The following is a 19,833-nucleotide window of genomic DNA, read 5'->3' on the forward strand; positions in this document are numbered from 1 at the left end:
TCAACGTCGCTGCAGCCGGACCCGCAGGCCGTCCTTCGGGCGCGGGAGAGATGTTCTGTCCCAATGTAATTCGTAGTCGGGCTCGACCGACCACTCGAACTTCCGCAGCAGTTGATGCATGAACGCCTTGACCTGCATGCCACCGAAATATTGGCCGATGCATTTGTGCGCGCCCGCCCCGAAGGGTACCCAGGCGTGCTTGTGGATCTTGTCTTCGCGGCGTCCCTCGGAGAATCTGCCGGGGTCGAAACGTTCCGGTTCGGGCCAGTATTCGTCCATGTGATGGGTGAACTGAGGCATCACCGTGACAAAGGTGCCCGCCGGAATGAAATGGCCGAGCACCTCGGTGTCGGCCACTGCGGCGCGTGGGATGCTCGGCAGGGGAGCGAGCAGGCGTAGCGATTCCTTCATGACGAGGTCGAGTGAGGTCAGCTGTTCCTGGCTGTTGTAGTCGAGCACATCGGTGCCGAGCGCCGCACTTTCGGCGCGGCAACGTTGCTGCCACTCCGGATGTTTGGCCAGGTAATACATCATCGTGGACATGGTGATGGTCGTCGTGTCGTGCGCGGCCATCAGCAGGAAGATCATGTGGTTGACCACATCGTCGTCGGTGAAGCTCTGCCCATCGTCGGACCGCGCGTGACACAGTGCGCTGAACAGATCGTCGCCGCTGCTGGTGCGCTTGGCGGGCAACTGCTTTCGCAACATCTGCTCGAGCACCTTGCGGCCGTGCAGGCCGCGTGACCAACGCAGCCCGGGTATCGGGAAGCGCAGATAGGCGGTGCCGCCGCGTACACAGTCGATGAAAGCCTGGTTCACCCTGTCGGATTCGTCGCCGAGGGGGGCGCCCATGAAGGTTCTTGTCGCGATGTCGAGGGTGACCTGCTTGATCGCCGGGTAGCCACGGAAGGAGTCCGCCGCCGTCCAGTCCGCCAAGCCACGCTCGATGATCGGGTTCATGGCGTCGAGATAGCCTGTCAAGCGGGAACGGGTGAAGGCCTGCATCATGATCCGTTTGTGATACAGATGCTCTTCGAAATCGAGCAGCATGATGCCACGCCGGAAGAATGGCCCGATCAGGTAGTCCCAGGCCGGACCGCTGCCGAATGCCTTGTCCCGGTTGGCCATCGGAATATCCCAGGCGTCGGGGCCGAGCAGGACCACGACCTGTCGGCCGAAGCCCGTCGTCCAGGACACCGGCCCGTAACGGGTGTAGCGTTCGCGTGCCCACGCTTCCGGGTGATGCAGCATCGCGTAGCTTTCCCCGATGATCGGCATGCCGCGCGATCCGGCGATGGATTTCAGGCCGCTGCTCTTCGGTGGCGCGGTCGGCGGGCTGATCAGGAAGGTCGACATCGTTCCTCCACTGCGAGGGGGAAGCTGACTGTGATCTATGTCAACTTTGTATAAAGTCTGAACTTGACACGGCCGTGTGTCAAGATTGCGTCATGTCTTCGGTAGTCCGTCCCTTCCGTGGGGTCAGTGCTGAGGATCGGCTCGCGCAGCGTCGTGCCGACCTGATCGAGGCCGGCTTCGATGAGGTGGGCACGAACGGTGTCGTGAAGCTGACGATGACATCGGTATGTGAGCGGGCCGGGCTGACCCAGCGCTATTTCTACGAGCAGTTCAGCAGTAGGGAAGATCTGCTCGTCGCGTTGTTCGACACCATGTTCGAGGAGTTCTTCGCCCTGGCGCGCACGGCGGTCGAGGCGCAACCGGAGGACCTGTTCCTGCGCGCTCGTGCCGCGATGGAGGTTTTCGTCGACTACTTCACCGGTGACCCGCGCAGGGCGCGATTGTTCACCGAAGCGATCGGCAACGAGGTCGCCGCGCCGCGCAAGGCGGACTCGGTCCGCCGGTTCGCCGAGTACACCGCCGAACAGGCGGAGCTCGTGCACGGCCCCTTCATCGGCCGTAGGCGCACGCGGTTGCTGCTTGCCGCCCACATCATCGTCGGCGGGCAGGCGGACGCGGCGGCGCAATGGCTCAGCGGCACAATAGATCTGCCGCGTGCGGAGTACATCGAGGAATTGGCGCACCTGTTCGTGGCCGCGGTCGACGCCGCACGCAACGCCGCCGGCCGGGGCTAGAACTGCCGCGCTATCGCGCCGACGCCAGTCGCCGCTCGACATTGCGCGAGTACGGTGCGTACGCGCCGATCAGGCGCAGAGATACGCGGCCGAGCGCATGCCGATGTCGTCAATGCGCGGATACGGGCCGTTTCGTGCGAGGCACGCCAGCGGAAGCCTCACTCGACAGGCCCGCATCGATGAAGGGCGTCTACACGACGTGGCGGAGTTCTGACACGAGGGTGGAGTCGGTGATGGATGTCTGCGACCACCATATGGGCGCGCGTCATGCGCTATCGGGTCGACGTGAGGTCGAGCACCGCTTTGCCAAGGATCCGGCGGGCCACGAGTTCGTCGGCCGCTTCGGATGCGCGGGTCCACGGGCCGCGCCAGCCGACCTGCGGGTCGAGCTTTCCGGTCTCCAGAAGTCGCAGTAGGTAGACCAGATCCTTGCCGAACGGGGTGCTCACATTGAAGTTCTCCAGCCTGCCACGCGCGCTGTTGACGCGGGCCTGCTCGAAATCGATGACGGTCGGTTCACCGGAGGCTTTGCCGATGGCCTGGACGACGCCGTCGTCTTCGAGACGGTCGAACGCCTCGGCCAGCTGACCGCCGCCCACATTGTCGATGACGCCGTAGACCGGTTCGGTCAGCGCGGTGGGTCCGAGTACGATCTCGTCCGCGCCGAGCTCGCGCAGTCCTTCGCCGCGGGCCGGGCTGCCGACGGAGGCGATGACATGTGCGCCCGCCAGTGCCGCGAGCTGGACCGCGAATCGGCCGACACCGCCCGAGGCTCCGGTGATCAGCACTCGGCGGCCGAGTACTGCGCCGAGCCTGCGGCAGGCCTGCAGCGCGGTGACGCCGGCGACCGGAAGTGCGCTGGCCGCAAAGAGATCGACGCCGTCGGGCACGACGGCGAGCTCGGTGGTGTCGACGGCGCGCAATTCCGCCCAGGCACCGCCCCAGCCGAAGGACACCACGCGGCTACCGACGGCCGGTCCCGAACCGTCGGCGGCGGCCTGGATGACGACACCCGCCGCGTCCCATCCGGAAACATAGCCCGGCAGCGTCTGCGGTGATCGGTAGACGATCTCGCCGAAGTTGAAGGAGATCGCGGCGACCTGGATCAGCGCTTGCGTGTCACGTGGTTTCGGGTCGGGTGCGGTACCGAGGCTCAACTGGTGTGGGGCATCGGGGTCGTGAACGAGGGCTTGCATCACATGCTTTCGCGCGGCAGGGACCCGGACCGCCGAATGCGGTCCGGGGCCGGAGTGGAGAGGGTCAGGCGTTCAGCGTCGGATAGTCGGTGTAACCGAGGTGATCACCGCCGTAAAAGGTGGCCTTGTCGGCCACGTTGTACGGGCCGCCCGCGCGAATGCGTTCGGGCAGATCAGGATTGGCCAGCCACGGTTCTGCCATGGCGATAGCATCGGCGACGCCGCCGCCGAGCGCTTCGGCGCCGATCTCTGGACGGCTCGGGAAGGAATCCGGTGTTGGGTGTGCGCAAAGAACAAGTGTCCCAGGCCATTCCGCCCGGATGAGCTCGGTGATGTCGCGGGTGAGAATCTCGAATACGTGGATGTAGGCGAGCGGGATCGGCGCCAGCGCCCGCACCAGTGCGGTGTAGAGCTCGGCGGTGTCGTTCTCGGCCATACCGTTGAACGTGATGCCGGGTGAGAGCCTGATGCCGACTCGTTCCGGCCCGATCGCAGTACTGACCGCCTGCACGACCTCGACCGTGAACCGTAGACGAGCCTGCAGCGATCCGCCATAGCCATCGGTCCGCCGGTTGGTCGTGTCGGACAGGAACTGGTGCAACAGAAAGCCGTTCGCTCCGTGCAGTTCCACGCCGTCGAAGCCCGCCTCGACGGCGTTGCGGGCGGCGGTGACAAAGTCGGCCACCGTTTCGGCGATGTCCTCGACCGACATTTCGCGGGGCGTGGGGCGATCGAGCATGCCATCCGCGGTGAACAGCTGCTCCCCGGACGCGATCGCGGAGGGAGCGAGTGGGAGGGCTCCGTCGGCGTAGAGGCTCGAGTGTCCGATCCTGCCGCAGTGCGCCACCTGGGCGAAGATCCGTCCACCCGCGGCGTGCACGGCATCAGTCACCGGCTGCCATGCCTGTACCTGCGCTGCCGTGTACAGCCCGGGTGACTGGTGGTAGCCCTGGGCAATCTCGCTGATCGCGGTGGCCTCGGAGATGATCAGGCCCGCCGACGCGCGTTGTGCGTAGTACTCCGCGGTCAACGCGGGGACCACGCCGCCGGGCGAGCGATTGCGGCTCATCGGCGCCATCACCAGGCGGTTGGGCAAGTCCAGCTTGCCGATGGTCAGCGGTTCGAAGTATCCGCTCATGTGACTCCTCGGTCGATCGTCGGCATGCGGGATCGGCACATTCGCCGGGTGGCGGTGTGCTGAATCCTGTGCTGCCAGGGGTCGAGGTCAGGTGATCCGCTGCACGGCAACCATGTGGGAGCGGGCGGCGGGCTTACCCCTGAACGATGGTCGTTGCGAAGACCGAGATCAATGACGAGTCATTCAACGAAGCGTTAGCCGCGCTAATGGATGGAGCGCGGGCGGAGGCGGGTACCCGCCTCGACCCGACGCGTTCTCGTGCACAAACCACGCCTTTGTGCTGCCTATCCTGTGATGGCGCGCCGGGCGTAGGCGCGGACATCGGCGTCGGTGTCGTCGATGGCCTGTTTCAGCGCATCGTGCGCGGATCCGTCGTCGGACCATGTGCTCAGTGCGAGCACGGCGGCCTTGCGGACGTCGAGGTGCGGGTCCAGCAGGGCTTCGGTGAGCGTGGGCACCGCGGTGCCCGGATCTGCTCCGGCCAGTCCGCGGGCGGCGCCCACTCGGACCTGCCATGCGGAATGTTGGAGTGCGTTCGCGAGGATCGGGATGTCGCCGGGGGTGACGCCGAGACTCGCGAACGCGGCCAGTGCTGCGGCGCGCACCAGGGGATCGGGGTCCGTTGCGAGCGAGCGCACGGTGTCGACACCTTTGTGCGCGATGGCCGCGATGCCGTGGGCGACGGCGATGCGGACTTCGCGATTCTCGTCGGCGGCGGCCGCGGCGACGCCGCGCCAGTCGTCGAGCGACACCAGTGCCCGGACCGCTTCGATGCGCACGCGGTGATCGGAATCCGTCAGTGCCGCAAGGTATTGTGGCGCGGAACCGGAGCGCAGCGCCCGCAGCAGGTCGATGACGGTCGCGCGTACGACGGGGTCGGGTGAATCGAGCCGATCCGACAAACCAGCAGCCGCGGGCAGCACCTCGACGAGTTCACGCAGGCTGGCGGTGGCCGCACGGCGCACCGAGGCGGCGGGATCATCGAGCGCATCGATCAGGATCGTGGTGAAACCACCCGGGGTGTTCTCGGTCAGCACCGCAAGCGCGGCGACCCGCACACCCGGGTCCTCGTCGGTGAGGTAGGTCGAGAGTTCCTGCACCGTAGGCGAATCCAAGGCCAGTAGGGTCACAAGTCGGGGTGAGGGCGGTTCGACCGAATCGCGGACGGTGTGGCGGGCCGCTGCGGGCGCCCGACCACCGACCAGCTCCGGCTGCTGGACCGGGACAACGGTGGAGTCCGCCGAAGGGAGATCGTCGAGACCGGGCACGGGAACCAGATACGGCGCGACCGGGCGCTTGCGGAACTCCATGCTGCCGTCGGAGTTCTTGCGTAGGTTGAGGTGGTAGCGCCACTCGGTGTCGTCGCGGTCGGGCAGGTCGGCCCGTTCGTGGTAGAGCCCCCAGCGTGATTCGGTCCGGGTGAGTGAACTGCGTGCCGCCATTTCGGCGCAGTCGCGGATAAACGAAACCTCGACCGCGCGCATGAGCTCGTGCGGCGAGCGAGCACCGATTTCGGCGATCTCGCCGCGCATGCGCTCGAAGGTCTCGACCGCGATGGAGAGCTTCGCAGCCGTCTTCGGTGGGGCCACATAGTCGTTCACGAAGCGGCGCAATTTGTACTCGACCTGCGGCTGCGGTGGGCCGTCCGGTTGGCGTAGCGGCCGGTAGATAAGCTCATGGGCTTCGGCCAGCTGGTCTTCGGGGAGTGCTGCGGGCGCCTCGAGCTCGGGCAGGGTGGCGGCGGCGTGCGCGCCTGCCAGATCGCCGAAGACGAAGGCGCCGATCATGTAGTTGTGCGGCACGCAGGCCAGATCGCCCGCCGCGTACAGACCGGGGACCGTGGTTCTCGCGTGCTCGTCGACCCAGACGCCAGAAGCGGAATGCCCACCGCACAAACCGATTTCGGAGATGTGCATCTCGATGTCGTGGGTGCGATAGTCGTGGCCGCGGTTGGCGTGGAAAGTACCGCGGGTGGGGCGTTCGGTGGTGTGCAGGATCCCTTCGAGCGTGGACAGCGTCTCGTCGGGCAGATGCGAGACCTTGAGATAGATGGGCCCGCGCGCGGATTCGATCTCGCGCTTCACCTCGGACATCATCTGCCCCGACCAATAGTCGGAGTCGACGAACCGCTCGCCTGCGGCGTTGACCTGATAGCCGCCGAACGGGTTGGCGACGTAGGCGCAGGCGGGACCGTTGTAGTCCTTGATCAGTGGGTTGATCTGGAAGCATTCGATGCCGCTGAGCTCGGCGCCCGCGTGGTAGGCCATCGAATAGCCGTCGCCCGCGTTCGTCGGGTTCTCGTAGGTGCCGTAGAGGTAGCCGGAGGCAGGCAGACCGAGCCGGCCCGACGGACCGGTCGCAAGAATTACCGCCTTGGCGCCCACCGCGACGAATTCGCCGGTGCGCGTGTGCAATGCGGCCGCGCCGACCGCACGGCCCTCGGCGGTGAGCACCCGGACCGGCATCAGTCGATTCTCGATCCGGATCCTTTCGCGCATCTTGCGCTGGCGCAGCACGCGATACAGCGCCTTCTTGACGTCCTTGCCCTCGGGCATCGGCAGCACGTACGAGCCGGACCGGTGTACGCCACGCACCGCGTATTCGCCGTATTCGTCCTTTTCGAACTTCACCCCGTAGCGCTCGAGCCGCTGCACCATTGCGAAACCGCGGGTGGCGGTCTGATAGATGGTGCGCTGGTTGACGATTCCGTCGTTGGCTCTGGTGATTTCGGCGACGTAGTCCTCCGGTTCGGCCTTGCCCGGGATGACCGCGTTATTGACCCCGTCCATGCCCATCGCGAGCGCACCCGAGTGCCGCACATGCGCCTTCTCGAGCAGCAGCACATTCGCGCCCTGCTCCGCCGCGGTGAGCGCGGCCATGGTGCCCGCGGTGCCGCCACCGATGACCAGCACGTCGCAGTCCAGTCGGATCCGATCGGACAGGTCCGGAATCGGCAGTGTCCCTGCGGGGTTCGTGGTGTCGCCTGAACTCACAATGTCTCCAAGATTTCGGCCTTCACGGACCCGCGGTCCACGGCCTCGCGCGGATTCGGCACCTCGACGACAGCGCGCAGCGCACCGCCGCCCAGGACCGCGATGCGGTCGCCGAGCAGCAGCGCCTCGTCGAGGTCGTGGGTGACGAACACAATGGTGGTCGGATGGGCACGCCAGGTGTCGATCAGCAAGCGCTGCATGGTGGTTCGGGTCTGGGTATCCAGTGCGCCGAAGGGTTCATCCATCAGCACCGAGCGTGGTTCGCCTGCGAGGCTGCGCGCCAGTTGCACTCGCTGCCGCATGCCGCCCGACAGGTCGCGGGGAAGGTAGTCGGCGTAGCCGGTGAGACCGATCTCCTGGACCCAGCGTTGCGCCGTGGTTTTGCGTTCGGCGCGGGGAACCCGGCGTAGCTGCAGCGCCAGTTCGATGTTCTGTCGCGCGGTGCGCCATGGCAGCAGTGCGTCGTCCTGGAATACCAGGGCTCGGTCCGCGGAGGGGGCGGTGACTGTTGTGCCGTCGGCCCGGATGCTCCCGGCTTCTGGTGTGCGCAGTCCGGCGATGGCGCGCAGCAGCGTGGACTTGCCGCACCCGGATTTGCCGACAACGACGAGGATTTCGCCCGGCGCGATAGCGAGATCGAGGTGCTCGATCACGGTTTTGCTGCCGTAGGCGATCCGAATACCATCCAATGCCAACCGCATTCCTGCCACTGGGGGTGTCGAGGCCGTGGTGGACGGTGTTGTGGTGGTCGTCATTGCGATGCCTCCCGTGGCAGCCAGCGGGTGATCCGGCGCCCGGCCAGTTCGACGAGCCCGGAGGTGCCGAAGCCGAGGATGCCGATGGTGATCATTCCGACGAACACCGCCGGATAGTCGACGATGGTGTAGGCCTGCCAGGTCCGGTAGCCGATGCCGAGCCTGCCGGAAATCATCTCCGCCGAGATGAGGCAGATCCATGCCACGCCCATGCCGACCGACAAACCACTGAAGACACCGGGCAGGATGCCGGGAAAGGCCACGCGCACAAGGACATCGGTACGCGAGGCACCCAGGGTGCGCAGTGCGTCCTCCCAGATGGTCGGCAGTGCGCGCACCGCGTGCCTCGTGCTGACCAGCACGGGGAACAGTGAGGCGGTGAAGGTGATGAAGACGATCCCCGACTCGTCGCTGGGGAACAACAGGATCGCGACCGGCACCAGCGCGATCGCCGGGATCGGGCGCGCCAGTTCGGTGAGCGGGCCGAAGACGGCGGCCAGCAGCCCGGAACGGCCGAGCCCGATGCCCGCGAGGACGCCGATCACCGCCGCGAGACCGAACCCGGTGAGAATTCTGATCAGCGACTGCGCGATGTCCACGTAGTACTGGTTCTTCTGAAACTGCTGACCGAACTCGGCGATGATGTCGGTGACAGTGGGCAGTGTGTCGAAACGCAGCCAGAATCGCACGTTGTTGGCGGTGAGCAGCTGCCACAGGCCGATCACGGCCGCCACCGACGCAACCTGGATCAGGCGGATGCGCCACACGGAGGTCCTCGGCGTCTTGGCAGCTGCACCGCCCGCGGCCACGGTAGGGCCGACCAGGGCTGCGGTGCTCATCCGCGCGCCTCGGGCACGCTCGGCAACATCGGATGCGACGCGCGACGGCGCATGACACGCTCGGTCATCCCCTGACCTCCGTGACAGCCTGGTCGTAGGCGACCGGCACCGCGGTGGCGTGCGTCTGACGGTAGCGCTGCGCGGCCGCCGGCGTGGTGAACGGCAAGAAGCTGTCGCCCTCGCGCAACCAGATCGACTTGTCGGCAAACCATCTCGTGCCCAGCTCGGCATCGGGAACATACGCCGCCCGGATCACCTTGCCCTGTGCCTTCGCCGCCTGGATCGCCCGCAGCAGGCAGGTGGGGTCGGCGGCGGGCTGGGGACGGTCGGCGCCTTCGAGCCACAGTTCACCGGCCTGCGGCGAATTTTCCACGGCGCGAGCGCAGATCGGATCCGTGCCGGTGACCCGGCTCGGGTTCGCGGTAGCGGCCACCGCCTTGTCGTAGTCGCCCTGACCGGTCTCGGCGAATGCCTTGCGCAGTGGTGCGAGATCGACGAAACGGTCGATGTCGAGTTCGGCGAAGTCACCGATCGATTTCAGGTACTGCACATCGCCTTTCAGCGCATCGACCAGGCTCGGCTTGATCGTGGTATCGAAAGACGTGCCGCCGGGGCCGTTGTAGAGATACACGACCTCCTGCGGAAGTCCGGAGCCGTCGGCGACGATCTCGGCGGCCTCGAAAGGCTGCTCCCGCAGGAACGTGGTCGCGTCGAGCTGTGCCGTGAGGAACGCGTGCAGCACCTCCGGATGGTCGGCGGTGTACGAGCGACGGGCTACCACGCCGTGGAAGGTCGGCACGCCGAGTTCGGCACCGTCGTAGAGCAATCTGGCCTTGTTCTGGAACACCAGCAACCCGGGCCACGCCACGAACTGGGCGAGCGCCCCCACCTGGTGCGATTCCAGGGCGGTTGCGCCGATCTGGGGCTGCTGGTTCAGCACCTCCACACCCTTGGCCGGGTCGACACTCGCGCGCGACAGGGCTTGCACCAGGGTGCCGTGCCCAGCGGAACCGACGCTGGCCGAAATCTTCTGCCCGGCCAGCTCGCGGACGCTCGTGACCGTGGAATCCTGCGGCACCACAACCATATTGAGTGCGCCACGCGGGTGATACCCGGTGACCGACACCAATGCCGTTGTGGCTCGCTCGTTGGCCTGCGTCCGAGATCCGTTGATCAGCAACGGATAGTCGCCCATCGATCCGATATCGATCTTTTCGGCAAGCATCTGCGCGGTGATCGGCGCGCCGGTGTCGTAGTCCTGCCACTCCACCTGGTACTTGGCGCCGCCATTGTCGGTGATCTGCTGTAGCCGCTGCTCCAAGTAGCCCTTGGCCTTCAGCAGCGTGCCAGCGGTGACGGTATTGATGGTCTTGGACTGGTAGCCGACGACGACCTTGACAGTACCGGTCGGGGTATTGTCGGAGCTCTGCAGCGAGCAGCCCGCGGCGGCGAGTGCGAGTGCGAGGACAAGGGGTGCGAGGCGTTTCTTCATGGTGACTTCCGGATTCGGCGCAGGGTTCAGCGGAGCAAATAGGGCATATTGACGGTGACGGCACCGGTGGGGCAGCGCGCCGCGCACGGGCCGCAGTACCAGCATTCGTCGACGTGCATAAAGGCCTTGCCGTTCTCCGGATTGATCGCCAGCGAATCGAGCGGGCAGATCTCCACGCACAGCGTGCAGCCCTGGATGCACAGCGACTCGTCGATGGTGACCGGGATATCGGTGCGCTGATTCGCCAGTGCCATCAGATGACCTTCCATTCGGGTGTGCTGCGGATCAGACTGCCGCGCATGGTGATTCGGTCCCCGCGCATCCGGATGTACTCCAGATCGACAGGTCGCCCGTCGTCGAGGCGGCTCAACCGTTCGAGCATCAGCAGTGCCGCGCCCGCAGGGGCGTCGAGCATTGCTGCGGTGTGCGCATCGGCGGTGATCGCCTCGAGAGCGAGATCGGCCGAACCGAGCGGGCCCCCGCTGATCTGCTCGATGAGCACGAAAATATCGTTGGTCTCCAGGTCGTGACCCAGGATCTCGGTCCCGATATCCGGTGCGAGGTAGGTCAGGTCCAGGCTCAGCGGCAGATCCGCCAAATAACGCAGCCGCTCGATGTAGACGACGCGCTCGCCGGGGTCCAGGCGCAGCTTCCGTGCGACCGCGGCCGGCGCGGTGATATGCATGGCCGCGCGTACCTCGTTGCGCACCGTGCCGTGCCCCTTCAGCGTCTCCTGCAGCCCCAGCAGCGCATCGAGCCCGTGATCGAACTTGCGGTTGGCCACTCGGGTCCCGACCTTCGGCACCCGATCGATCAGCCCCTCGTCCTTGAGCAGCGCCAATGCCTCACGCACGGTATTGCGCGAAGCATCGAACTCCGAAACCAGCTGTTGCTCACTCGGCAGCACGTCATCGAACGCACCAGCGTGGATCTGATGACGCAACACGTCGGCCACCCGGCGCGCTTGGTCGGCCCGCAACCGTCGCACGGGTATGGGTTCGGCTCCCACCTCCGCCACCTTCCTATCGCTGACCTGCATGGACAGGGACGATAGTTGGCCTGCGACGGCTCGGATCCCGCCGTAAATCCGCCGCAATTCAGGGGATGTTATTGCGCCGGCCGGCACTTGCGCTGACCTGGGGAAATAACTCGCAGAGGAGGCATTGCGCCAGTCCGCCGCCGGAAGGTGGATTCCGATCACACAGATTCGAATAGCCGGCAGCGGACCCGCCGGGCACCAGCTTCGAACCACCGTGTCCCGGATAGGCTTGCGACCTCAGTCGCCGGAGTCGAGACTCCGGCGCAGATTGCCGATCGTCAGGATCCCCTCGCGAACCTGCGGCGAGCGGGTGGAATCCCTGCCACGAACGCGCCGGGCGACCCGCATAGACACCCGACGCGGCATCGGCTGGGGCCGATGCGCGTTCGGTGGGTCAGAACCAGGCGTCCTGCATGTCGAGGGTGGTTCGGTCCATCAGCTCGAGCAGATCCAATTGTGGTCCGGTTCTCGGGAGTTCGTAGCGGAAGAAGTACCGCGCCGCCGCGCGTTTGCCCTCGTAGAAGTCGCCGGCACGGCCGTGCGCGGCGAGGGCTTGCTCCAGCCAGATCCAGGCGACCACGATGTGACCGAAGGCCTCGAGGTACACGCTGGAATTGGCCATGGCTGCGGCGATGTCGCCGGAGCCGAACATCCACCCGGTGACGGTGAGCAGGCGTTGCCAGGCGGCGTCGAGCTGGCCGCCGAACTCGGTCCATTCGCCACCGGCTTCGGCAGCCGCCATCACGGTCTGCTCGATCCGCCCCGCCAGTAGCCGCAGACCGGCGCCATCGTGCTGGATTACTTTGCGGCCCAACAGATCGAGGCCCTGGATGCCGTGGGTGCCCTCGTGGATGGGGTTGAGCCGGTTGTCGCGGTAGTGCTGTTCGACGTCGTACTCGCGGGTGTAGCCATAGCCGCCGTGTACCTGGATGGCGAGGTTGTTCGCCTCCAGACACCACTGCGAGGGCCAACTCTTGGCGACACCGGTCAGGATCTCCAACAGGAGTGTGTTGTCGCGTTGCGTCTGCGGATCGATGGCGGTGCGTCGGAGGTCGACGAGCCGGTTGCAATACAGCAGCAGGGCGAGTGCGCCCTCGACGTAAGCCTTCTGTGCCAACAGCATTCGCCGCACATCGGCATGTTCGATGATCGGAACCTGCGGCGCGGCCGGGTCCTTGGCGGTGACCGGACGGCCTTGTCGGCGCTCGCGGGCGTAGTCGAGGGATTTCAGGTATCCGGTGTAGCCGAGCGCCGTCGCACCGAGACCGACGCCGAGGCGGGCCTCGTTCATCATGTGGAACATGTAGGACAAGCCACGATGGGGCTCGCCGATGAGGTAGCCCACCGCACCGGGCTCGCCATCCGGTGCGTGCTTGCCTTCACCGAAATTCAGCACTGTATTGGTGGTCCCGCGGTAGCCCATCTTGTGGTTCAGTCCGGCCAGCGCCACGTCATTGCGTCGGCCGAGCGATCCGTCGTCCTCGACGAGGAATTTGGGCACGATGAACAGCGAAATGCCCTTGGTGCCCGCAGGGCCGCCGGGGATCTTGGCCAGCACCAGGTGCACGATATTGTCGGTCAGCTCGTGATCGCCGCCGGAGATCCACATCTTCGAGCCGAAAAGCCGGTACGTGCCGTCGGATCGGGGTTCGGCGCGAGTCACGATGTCGGCAAGCGAGGAACCGGCCTGCGGCTCGGACAGGCACATGGTGCCGGTGAACCTGCCCTCGACCATCGGTTTGACGAAACGGTCGATCTGGTCCGGGGTGCCGTGCGCAGCAAGGAGATTGGCATTGCCGACGGTGAGGAACAGGTAGCCGGTGGTGCCCACGTTGGCTGCCTGGAACCAGCTGAATCCGGCCGCCTCGACGGTGGCGGGCAGCTGCAATCCGCCGATCTCCTCGTCCATTGCGGCGCCGATCAGATTCGCCTTGGAGAAGGCCTCGACCGCGGCTTTCACCTCGGGGATGATGGTGACCCGCTCGCCGTCGAACGTCGGCTCGTTGGCGTCGCCCCGCTTGTTGTGCGGTGCGAAATGTCGGGTGGCCAGGTCTTCGCATAGGTCGAGGAAGCCGTCGAAGGTGTCCTTGGAATGCTCGGTGAATCGCGGTAATGCGGTGAGCTCCTCGACCCGCAGCCATTCGTAGAGCAGGAAATCCAGGTCCCTGCGGGAGATCAATGTCGAGCGCACGACCACATCCTCTCGCTTCGGCACAGCCGAACGTCTACCTGTGAACAGTGCCGGCAGGCCATTCCTGGTGACCCACAGGCACCCGCTCCGGGCGGACACGAAGCGCACCCGGGTCGATTTGGTACGTTACTACCCATGTGTCGCGAATTTGTGTGGGGGTTGCGATGACCGCCACATCCGGAGCCGCCCGGCCGGTGGGTCGGCCCGCGGCCGCGACTCAACAGCAGGTGCTCGCCGCCGCCAGCGCCCAGTTCCTGGCCTCCGAGCGCGTCGATGTGCAGGCCATCGCCGCCGAGCTCGGGTTGTCGCGGGCGACCATCTACCGCTGGTTCGGATCGCGGGACGGACTGCTCGGCGCGGTGATGGTGTCCGAGTTCAACCGTCTGGTCGAGGCCGCCCGCAGCCGCAGCGTCGGAACTGGTGCACGTCGAGTGCTGTGGATGCTGGATCGGGTGGCGCGATGGCTCGCGCGCAACGAACCCTATCGATACTTCATTGCCACCGAACAGGCCACCGCGGGCCGGATCATCACCACCAGCGATGGGCCGGTGCAACCGAAGGTCGTCGCCACCGTTGCGGATCTGATCGATGGCGCCGTCGCCGAAGGCTACGAGAATCGGGTGGACACACCCACATTCGCGTATGCACTGGTGCGCCTCATCGAGGCATTTCTGTATCAGGACGCAGTAACGGGTATCCGGGGCGATGTCGACCGGTTGCGTGACGTGCTGGTGGTCATCCTGGGACTGGACCCCGAGCCGCGCTGAGGGTCACCGGTGCCGTGGTCCGTAGGTGTCGAGGAACACGACCGGGCCGTCGCCCAACTCGCCGCGGGCGTCGAGATCGATGAGCGCTGCCAAAGCCTTCGCGGTGTAGACGGTTTCCAACTCGAGGCCAGCCGTGGTGCCGAGCTTTTGTGCCGCGACCGCGGCCGGGGTCTCGTGGCCGTAGCCGGGGCCGATCCAGTCGCGGACGATGGTCACATCCTCGGGGCGCAGTCCGAGCGGCGCGAATTGTGCACCGCGCGTGCGGAGTACGCCCTCGGTCCTTTTCGCCAGCCCGATGATGTGTTCCGCGTCCAAGGGGAGGGTGTCGTTGACGACGACGCCGAGGACTCGGGTTCGCAAACCGGCCAGGCGGAGGCCGAGGGTGAGACCGGCTGCCGTGCCGCCGGATCCGACAGCGGTCACCAGATACGTCGGCTCGGGGAGCATGCTCGTCCTGACCTGCGCGGCAAGCTCCAGCGCGCCCTCGACGTAGCCGAGCGTTCCGATCGGCGACGACCCACCTGCGGGCAGCAGATACGGAAGGGTGCGGCCGCGCATGTGCCGAACTACCAACCACGGTGCGCAGAGCACGGTGCGCAGCTTGCTGTGCGTGAAATGCAAAGTGGCGCCGGAGGACTTCAAGCGCTGTAGTTGTTCGCGCACATGATCGTCCTCCGGTTGGTCGACCAACGCGAGCGCGGTCTCGATGCCGTGCTCGCGCGCGTACAGAGCCGTGGCAAGACCCCAATTGGTACCCGTGCCGCCGACGGTGAGGATGGTGCGAGCGCCACGCCGCTGCGCCTCCGGCAGCAACCACTCGAGTTTGCGAATCTTGTTCCCGCCCCAGCCGCCGGAACCGTAACCGCTCTCGTCCTTGCACCACACCGGCACTCGGGTGCCGATATCCAATTCCCTGACCGGGGTGGGCGAGTCGCCGAGCCGCAGAAACGGCAGTGTGTCCGCCAGCTCGAGGAACCGTCCATGCAGCAACGAATCCGTCATAGTGACCCATTATCGGCGCGGAGCCGCAGGTCAGTGTTCCTCAGTGCCGAAGAGGCGGTGCTCGAGGGCTGCCGCTGCGGCTTCGGTGCGGGTAGCGGCGCCCAGCTTGGTCAGGATGCGGGAGACGTGTACGCCTGCTGTGTTACCGCTGATGAAGAGTTCTGTGCCGATCTGCCTGTTGCTCAGCCCCTTGGCGACGAGGCGTAGGACGTCGAGTTCGCGAGGAGTGAGACCGAAGGTGCTTGGTCGGGCGGCAGCTGCCGTGCTCGTTCGGCTCGGGCCGTCGACGGCGAGCCCGGCGCGGTCGGCCAACTGGCGCGCGGCGTCGGCGAGTGTCGGTGCTTCGAGCTGTACGGCCAGGTCCGCGGCCTCCCGCAATGCGGTGTGGGCGGTGGAGCGGTAGCCTGCCGCGAGTTCGGCTCCGGCGGACCCGAGCAGGCTGCGCGCGAGTTCGTAGGGCTGGCGAAGCGCCCGCCAGGAGGAGACTGCCGCGTCCCAGGCGGGTGAGCTTTCGCTGATGGCGGCGGTGACGACAGCGCGATAGGCGGCATCGACCGCTGTCGTCATCGGCAGCGCGGCGGCAAAGGAGTCGACGTCGATGGCGATGTCGTCGATTCGGGCCGTGAGTGCGAGCAATGGCCACACTTGGTGGTGGTGCGCAGTGATGTCGTCGGCGTGGAGCGTGACCGTGAGGATGTCGGCGGCGCGGCGCGGTTGACCGGTGGCGATCGCGATATCGGCCTGGATGGTGCGCAATTGGAGCTGGTACTGGCGCGCCCATGGCCCGTCGCTCAGCAGGCCCGCAGCAGTGTCAGCGCTGTTCGCGGCCGCAGCCGAATTGCCCTGTGCCAGTGCAATTTCGGCGTGGCATAGGAGCAGTGCGGCCTTGCTCAGTGGGGGCAGTTGCTCGGTGAGTGATTCGTCGATGAGATCGAGAGCCTCGTGCCACCGGCCGAGCGCGGTGAGCGCCTGAGTCCACTTGACCAACAGAATGGGCCCGGCCTCCACGAAGCGGAACGTCGCGTGCGCGGCACGGATGCCCTGCTGGATCGCGTCGATCGCCGCGGTGTGCTCGCCCGCCGCGACCAGTGTCGCCGACTCCCACAACACCACGGTGAGCAGTGTCTGAGGGTCGGCCGCGGCGGTGGCGGCGGCATGGGCCTTTTCGAAATGGGCGACGGCCGTGTCGGATCGAGCGGTGGTGGCCAGTCCGAGGTAGGCGTAGCCGCGCGCAGCCAGCGCCTGCGCGCCGAGCTGTTCGGCCACCTCGACGGCTGCCCGCGCGTCGCGTTCGGCTCCGCTTGCGTCGCCGCCGAAGACGCGCGTTGCGGCGAGCTCCGCGAGCAGCTCGCCGCGCAGAACCGTCGGTGGGTGTGCGGGCAACAGGGCAAGGGCCTCGGTGAGATCGTCGTCACAGCCGCTGCTGCTCTGATTCTTCAAACCGGCCCGGTGGTAGTAGAGCTGGGCGGCGCGCAACGGTGCACGATCGAGGTCGACAATGCCGAGTGCCTCGTCGGCAGCTTCGATGCCGCGGTCGATGATGCCGCCGAGGTAACAGGCTTCGACCACCTGTTCCAACACGGTGAGCCGATCGGCAGCGACCAAGACCGCCGCGTCCGGCACCCGATCCCAGAGTTCGAGCACCCGATCCAGGTGGCGCAGCCGGTCGCTGTGCGCATCCATGTTCGCCGCGCTCGCTGCGGCGCCCCACGACGCTTCGATCGCGCTGGGCAGATCGCCTGCCGCGTAGGCGTGGTGGGCCAGTTGCCCGATCGGCCAGTCTTCGTCCTGTGCATCGCGACGGGCGTGCAGTGCCCGGGCCAGCCGCGCGTGCAACCGCTTTCGCTCGATCGGCAGCAGATGATCGTAGACGGCGTCGCGAATCAGGACGTGACGGAATTCGTATCCGGTCTCGGTGGCCAGCAGCAATTGCCTGTCGATCAATTCGCGTGCCGCGCGCTCGAGGGCCGCCTCGTCGAGTTCGGTCGCCGATTCCAGCAGCGCATGCTGGACGGGTGACCCTGCTACGGCAGCCAATCGCAACAGCGCCTCGGCGTCCGGGGCCAGACTCGCCTGATAGTCGAGCAGCAGATCGGACAGCTCGGCGGGGGTGTCGCCGCTCGAGCGGCTGAGCGCCTCGACGAACAGCGGAATGCCCTTGCTGCGCTCGAAGATTCGCGTCACCGACCCGGGCTCCGGCTCGCGGCCGAGCAGCGCGGCGAGCTGCCTGCCTACCTCGTGTCTGGTCAGCGGTGCCGGATCGAGCAGGCGGACACCGGGATTGCGGCGCAGCCCGACGACGAGCCTGCGCATCGGTTCGGAATCGGCGGGCCGATAGGTGCCGACCAGCAGGAGGTCACGCTGCGCGAGATTGGCGAGCAGGAACGACAACAGCTCCCGACTCGAATCGTCGGACCAGTGCAGATCTTCCAGCACCACGACCACCGGTCTGGTCAGCGCCAGCTGTTCGAGCACGGTCAGGACCTCGCCGAACAGCCGGATCCGATCGGACTCGGCGTCGGCGGATCCGGCCTGTGCGGCCAGTTCGGGCAGCCAGCGTGACAGCGCGGGCCTGGCCACCGGCAACAGCTCCGCCAACCCGGTTGCGCCGAGCTCGCGCACGAGGCCACGCAGTACCGAGAGGAACGGCGCGTACGGCACGCCATCTCTGGAGAACTCCGGGCATCGGCCGACCAGCACGACCGCATCCGGACCGAGCCGGGTGGTGAACTCGCTGACCAGGCGTGATTTGCCGAGCCCTGCCTCACCGGCGATCAGCACGGTGTGAGTGGATGTGTCCGCATAGGCGCTCTGCAACGCCGACACTTCGGGGGCCCGCCCGATAAAGGCACCGCTGACGGGAACGCTCACCACTCCGCGATCATGCACGGGCTGCGCAGCGGTGGCAACTTCGCAGCCACGGATGCGCGGCGGTTTCGCCGTCGACATAAAGAGCGCACAGGGCCGAAGATAACGAATTCGCGTGATTCCTGGGCACCCTCGTTACCGGCAGAGTAATTCGTATGACGAACAACGACATCCGCCCCTTCCGCATCGAGATCCCGCAGGCCGCCATCGACGATCTGCACGACCGGCTGCTCCGCACCCGCTGGATCGACGACCTGCCCGGCACCGGCTGGGAGCGCGGCGTGCCGGGCTCCTACCTGAAGGAGCTGGCCGGCTATTGGGTGGAGAAGTTCGATTGGCGGGCGCAGGAGGCGGCGCTCAATTCCTACCCGCAGTTCACCACCACCATTGATGGGCAGAACGTGCACTTCCTGCACATCCGCTCGGTGGACGAGAACGCCACGCCGCTGCTGCTGATCCACGGTTGGCCCAGCTCGGTGGTCGACTTCCTCGACCTGATCGGCCCGCTGACCGACCCCAAAGCGTATGGAAACCAGGATGCGCCCGCCTTCCACCTGGTGATCCCGTCACTGCCGGGCCACGGCTTCTCGGGGCCGATCACCGAGGCCGGCTGGAACGACGGCCGGATCGCTGCCGCGCTTGCGGAACTGATGGCCAGGCTCGGCTACGACCGCTATGGCGTGCAGGGCGGCGACCACGGGGCCTTCATCGGTCCGCAGCTCGGCCGTATCGACACCGAACACGTGCTCGGCGTGCACGCCAATGCGCTGGTCACCTTCCCGACCGGTGATCCCGCCGATATGGCGGCGCTCACCGACGCGGAGAAGCGGCGGCTCGGTGCGATGAAGAAGTTCCAGGACGACGGCTCGGCCTACATGAACCTGAAGGGCTCGCGCCCGAACACCATCGCGCAGCTGCTCGCCGATTCCCCGGCAGGTCAGCTCGGGTGGATCATCGAGAAGTTCAAGGAGTGGATCGACCAGTCCCATGAGCTGCCCGAGCAGGCCATCGATCGCGACCGACTGCTGACCGAGGTGAGCATCTACTGGTTCACCGACACCGCCCGCAGCGTCGCCAACCTGTACTACGAGCGCTTCCACGATGCGACGATGTTCGCGCCCAAGCCGAAAGGCACCGTGCCGACCGGCGTCGCGGTCTTCAAGGACGGTGACTACGCCATCCGCCGCTTCGCCGAGAAGGCACATACCATCACCCACTGGTCGGAGTTCTACTCCGGCGGCCATTTCCCGGCCCTCGAAGTCCCCGAACTGCTGATCGGCGACATCCGCGAGTTCTTCGCGAGTCTGACGCGCTGACTCTGCGCACGGCCGAGGCCTGCAGCATTCGTGCTGCGGGCCTCGGCGTTCTCGTCGCAAATCCGGTCGGAAGGCCCGGCCGCGCAGTGCGAGGAAGAGCATGCCGCCGACCGTGGCGCGCACCGCGAGCAGTGCGGCCGCTTCGGC

The 19,833-nt window shown here is 66.5% G+C and carries 15 protein-coding genes; 3 read left to right on the forward strand and 12 right to left on the reverse strand.

Annotation, left to right across the window (positions count from 1 at the left end):
- Positions 1-1,356: a cytochrome P450 gene (locus OHA42_RS20525; protein WP_406229506.1), complete on the reverse strand. Its 1,356-nt coding sequence runs from the start codon at positions 1,354-1,356 to the stop codon at positions 1-3.
- Between the two features lie 92 nt (positions 1,357-1,448).
- Between OHA42_RS20525 and OHA42_RS20530 the strand changes: the two genes are divergently transcribed.
- On the forward strand, positions 1,449-2,090 hold the full coding sequence (locus OHA42_RS20530; protein ID WP_406229507.1) for a TetR/AcrR family transcriptional regulator: 642 nt from the start codon (positions 1,449-1,451) through the stop codon (positions 2,088-2,090).
- A gap of 272 nt (positions 2,091-2,362) precedes the next feature.
- On the opposite strand, the gene OHA42_RS20535 is transcribed toward OHA42_RS20530, so the two are convergent.
- The 9 genes from OHA42_RS20535 to OHA42_RS20575 form a co-directional block, all read right to left on the reverse strand.
- Positions 2,363-3,286, reverse strand: coding sequence for a zinc-binding dehydrogenase (locus OHA42_RS20535; protein WP_406229508.1), 924 nt, complete (start codon positions 3,284-3,286; stop codon positions 2,363-2,365).
- A 64-nt stretch (positions 3,287-3,350) separates the two neighbouring features.
- Positions 3,351-4,424, reverse strand: a complete 1,074-nt coding sequence (locus OHA42_RS20540) for an alkene reductase (protein ID WP_406229509.1) — start codon at positions 4,422-4,424, stop codon at positions 3,351-3,353.
- A 284-nt stretch (positions 4,425-4,708) separates the two neighbouring features.
- The gene (locus OHA42_RS20545; RefSeq protein WP_406239488.1) at positions 4,709-7,381 is read right to left on the reverse strand and encodes a fumarate reductase/succinate dehydrogenase flavoprotein subunit; all 2,673 of its coding nucleotides are present in this window, start codon (positions 7,379-7,381) and stop codon (positions 4,709-4,711) included.
- 32 nt (positions 7,382-7,413) lie between these two features.
- The gene (locus OHA42_RS20550) at positions 7,414-8,127 is read right to left on the reverse strand and encodes an ABC transporter ATP-binding protein (RefSeq protein WP_406239490.1); all 714 of its coding nucleotides are present in this window, start codon (positions 8,125-8,127) and stop codon (positions 7,414-7,416) included.
- A 41-nt stretch (positions 8,128-8,168) separates the two neighbouring features.
- Positions 8,169-9,011 (reverse strand): ABC transporter permease, encoded by an 843-nt coding sequence (locus tag OHA42_RS20555; protein WP_406229510.1) that lies wholly within the window; start codon positions 9,009-9,011, stop codon positions 8,169-8,171.
- Between the two features lie 64 nt (positions 9,012-9,075).
- Positions 9,076-10,503, reverse strand: coding sequence for an ABC transporter substrate-binding protein (locus tag OHA42_RS20560; protein WP_406229511.1), 1,428 nt, complete (start codon positions 10,501-10,503; stop codon positions 9,076-9,078).
- A gap of 26 nt (positions 10,504-10,529) precedes the next feature.
- Positions 10,530-10,757 (reverse strand): ferredoxin family protein, encoded by a 228-nt coding sequence (locus OHA42_RS20565; protein WP_040689749.1) that lies wholly within the window; start codon positions 10,755-10,757, stop codon positions 10,530-10,532.
- The gene (locus tag OHA42_RS20570; protein ID WP_406229512.1) at positions 10,757-11,542 is read right to left on the reverse strand and encodes a GntR family transcriptional regulator; all 786 of its coding nucleotides are present in this window, start codon (positions 11,540-11,542) and stop codon (positions 10,757-10,759) included. The genes OHA42_RS20565 and OHA42_RS20570 overlap by 1 nt, the downstream gene beginning before the upstream one ends.
- Before the next feature lie 394 nt (positions 11,543-11,936).
- A complete protein-coding gene (locus OHA42_RS20575; RefSeq protein WP_406229513.1) occupies positions 11,937-13,733 on the reverse strand; it encodes an acyl-CoA dehydrogenase in 1,797 nt (598 codons plus the stop codon).
- A 164-nt stretch (positions 13,734-13,897) separates the two neighbouring features.
- Here OHA42_RS20575 and OHA42_RS20580 point away from each other — a divergent pair, with 164 nt between their 5' ends.
- On the forward strand, positions 13,898-14,500 hold the full coding sequence (locus OHA42_RS20580) for a QsdR family transcriptional regulator (protein ID WP_406229514.1): 603 nt from the start codon (positions 13,898-13,900) through the stop codon (positions 14,498-14,500).
- A 3-nt stretch (positions 14,501-14,503) separates the two neighbouring features.
- Here OHA42_RS20580 and OHA42_RS20585 read toward each other — a convergent pair whose 3' ends face one another.
- A complete protein-coding gene (locus tag OHA42_RS20585; RefSeq protein WP_406229515.1) occupies positions 14,504-15,502 on the reverse strand; it encodes a 1-aminocyclopropane-1-carboxylate deaminase/D-cysteine desulfhydrase in 999 nt (332 codons plus the stop codon).
- Positions 15,503-15,532: 30 nt separating this feature from the next.
- On the reverse strand, positions 15,533-18,376 hold the full coding sequence (locus OHA42_RS20590; protein ID WP_406229516.1) for a helix-turn-helix transcriptional regulator: 2,844 nt from the start codon (positions 18,374-18,376) through the stop codon (positions 15,533-15,535).
- 149 nt (positions 18,377-18,525) lie between these two features.
- Between OHA42_RS20590 and OHA42_RS20595 the strand changes: the two genes are divergently transcribed.
- Positions 18,526-19,686, forward strand: coding sequence for an epoxide hydrolase family protein (locus tag OHA42_RS20595; RefSeq protein ID WP_406229517.1), 1,161 nt, complete (start codon positions 18,526-18,528; stop codon positions 19,684-19,686).
- The last annotated feature ends 147 nt before the right edge of the window (positions 19,687-19,833 follow it).

Origin of the sequence: Nocardia sp. NBC_01009, assembly GCF_045208035.1 — a bacterium.
GTDB lineage: Bacteria > Actinomycetota > Actinomycetes > Mycobacteriales > Mycobacteriaceae > Nocardia.